We start from the raw sequence: 2227 nt of genomic DNA, 5'->3' as shown, positions 1-2227 counted from the left end.
CCGAGCACGTAGCCGTGGCCGGGCAGGGCGGTCAGGCGCAGCTGGCGCACCCAGCCGGCCTCGCGCTCCTTGGCGATGCGTTCGGCGTTGCCGACGAGGACGGCGGTGAGGGCGCCGAAGGAGGCCATGGCGACCATGTAGAAGGCGGGCATGGTCAGTTCGGTGCCCATGACCTTGGTGGTGCCGTCGAGGGTGCCGCCGAGCATCAGGAAGAGGGCGGCGGGGTAGAGGATCGTGAAGAAGATGTACTTCTTGTTCCGCAGGGCGCGGGTGACTTCCAGCTTGATCAGGTTCAGGGTTCCGGTGTTCACGATGCGTCGGCCTCCTCGGCCTCGGTGAGGGCGATGAAGGCCTGCTCCAGGCCGAGGCCCGCGACCTCCAGGTTGCGGGGGTAGAGGCCGAGCGCGTACACCGCGTGGACGGTGGCGTCGGCGTCGCGCGACTGGAGCCGCACGGTGGTGCCGTTGACCTGGAAGGAGGTCAGGCCGGGCAGGGCGCGCAGGACCTGCTGGTCGATGTCGCCGTCGAGGTCGAAGGCGACCTTGCGGGCGCCGGCCTTGGCCTTGATCTCGGCGGCGGTGCCGTCGGCGAGGAGCCGGCCCTTGTTCAGGACCAGTACCCGGTCGGCGATCGCGTCCGCCTCTTCCAGGTAGTGCGTGGCGAACAGGACGGTGCGGCCCTGGGCGGCCTGTTCCCGCATGGTCGCCCAGAAGGCGTGGCGGGCGGTGACGTCCATGCCGGTGGTCGGCTCGTCCAGGATGATCAGGTCGTTGTGGCCGGCGGTGGCGAGCGCGAAGCGCACGCGCTGTTCCTGGCCGCCGGAGAGCTTGTTGACCAGGCGACCGGCGATCTCCTCGATGCCGGAGCGGGAGAGCACCTCGTCGACCGGGTACGGGCGGGGGTGCAGGGCGCAGCCGAGGGTGACGAGCTCGCGCACGGTCACCTCCTCCATCAGGCCGCCGCTCTGGAGCATGGCGCCGACCCGGCCGGCCGTGACGGCCTCGCGGGGGGTGGTGCCGAAGAGGCTGACGGTGCCGGAGTCCGCGGGCCGCAGGCCCAGGAGCAGGTCGAGGGTGGAGGACTTGCCGGCGCCGTTGGGGCCGAGGAGGGCTACGGTCTCGCCCGGGTGGAGTTCGAGGGTGAGGCCGTCGACGGCCTTGACCTGTCCGTAGCTCTTGGTCACGTTCTGGAAGCTCACCACGGTGCCGCTGCCGGCACCGCGTGCGGGTCCGGGGGCTCCGGACTGCGTCGCGGTCGTCGTCGTCATGTACCGAGCTTCTCCCGGACGGGGGTGTGCGCGGCAGTGTCTCCAGTCGTGACAGCTGCATGACAGTTGTCATGTGGGAGGGATGACAGGCCTGTTCAGGAGGGGTGCCGGGGACGCCGGAGCCCCCTCCCGGGGTCCGGGAGGGGGCTCTTCGGGCCTGCGGCGGGCCTCAGTTGGCGTTGGTGTCGATCGACACGACGCGCTCGGCGGGGGTCTTGCCGACCAGGCCCTTGCCGAGGGCGCCCGCGACGTCCTGCGGGGTGACGGGGGTCTTCGCGCCGGTACCCCGGGTGATCAGGACCCCGTCGAAGGCGTTGCCGTAGGTGGCCTTGAGGGCCTCCAGGTCGTACTTCTCGACGAGCTTGCCCTGCACCGGCTGCATGCTGAGGATCTTGGGCAGCGACTTGGCGCCGAAGGCCAGGGACTTGGTGCCGGCCTTGACGGTGACGGTGCCGGACATGGCGGGTTCCGCGAACTCCTTCATGGCCCGGTTCAGTTCCGCCTGGGTGATGGTCGGTTCCTTGGTGGCGGTGGGGAGTTCGACGGGGGCGGCCTTGCCGTTGGCGACGAGCTCGCGGAAGGCCTTGGTGACCTTGTCCACGGAGCTGTCCACGTCCAGGCTGGTGCCGGCCTTGCCGGGGACGGCGACGGCCTTGCCGGTGTCGAAGGTGATGGTGCCCTCGGAGGCGGTGCCCGCGGTGCCGGCGAGCTCCTGGAGGGAGTCCTTCAGCTTCTCCTCGTCGACCGGCATGACGGCGGCGGCAGTGCGCTCGACGCCGAACAGCGAGCCGATGACCGTGACCGGGTTGTAGTCGCTGCCGGTGGCGTTGCGGACGGTGGTCTGGCTGTCGAGGGTCAGGCCGGCCTTCTCGGGCTTCAGCTCGACGGTCTTGCCGCCGACGGTGAGCTGGAGCGGGGTGGCGGAGCGCTTGCCGAAGGCCGTCTGCAGCTTGGCCACGG

At 70.6% G+C, this 2227-nt stretch carries 2 protein-coding genes and 1 pseudogene; all 3 read right to left on the bottom strand.

All coding sequences use genetic code 11. From position 1 onward, the window contains the following. Positions 1 to 314: pseudogene (locus VR44_RS37450) on the bottom strand (ABC transporter permease); the annotation flags it as partial. Beyond that, a complete protein-coding gene (locus VR44_RS37445) occupies positions 308 to 1267 on the bottom strand; it encodes an ABC transporter ATP-binding protein (protein ID WP_094192170.1) in 960 nt (319 codons plus the stop codon). The pseudogene VR44_RS37450 and the gene VR44_RS37445, both read right to left, overlap by 7 nt. 169 nt (positions 1268 to 1436) lie before the next feature. After that, positions 1437 to 2227 (bottom strand): peptidoglycan binding domain-containing protein (locus tag VR44_RS37440; RefSeq protein ID WP_045952133.1); only part of this gene is annotated, 791 nt, incomplete at its 5' end.

The organism is Streptomyces katrae (genome assembly GCF_000966975.1).
In the GTDB taxonomy this organism is placed as follows: Bacteria; Actinomycetota; Actinomycetes; order Streptomycetales; family Streptomycetaceae; genus Streptomyces; species Streptomyces katrae.
This window is presented reverse-complemented; position numbering and strand designations above follow the sequence as displayed.

Excerpts from the sequence above, each read along its gene's own strand:
- VR44_RS37445 (WP_094192170.1), bottom strand. The coding sequence starts at position 1,267 with ATGACGACGACGACCGCGACGCAGTCCGGAGCCCCCGGACCCGCACGC.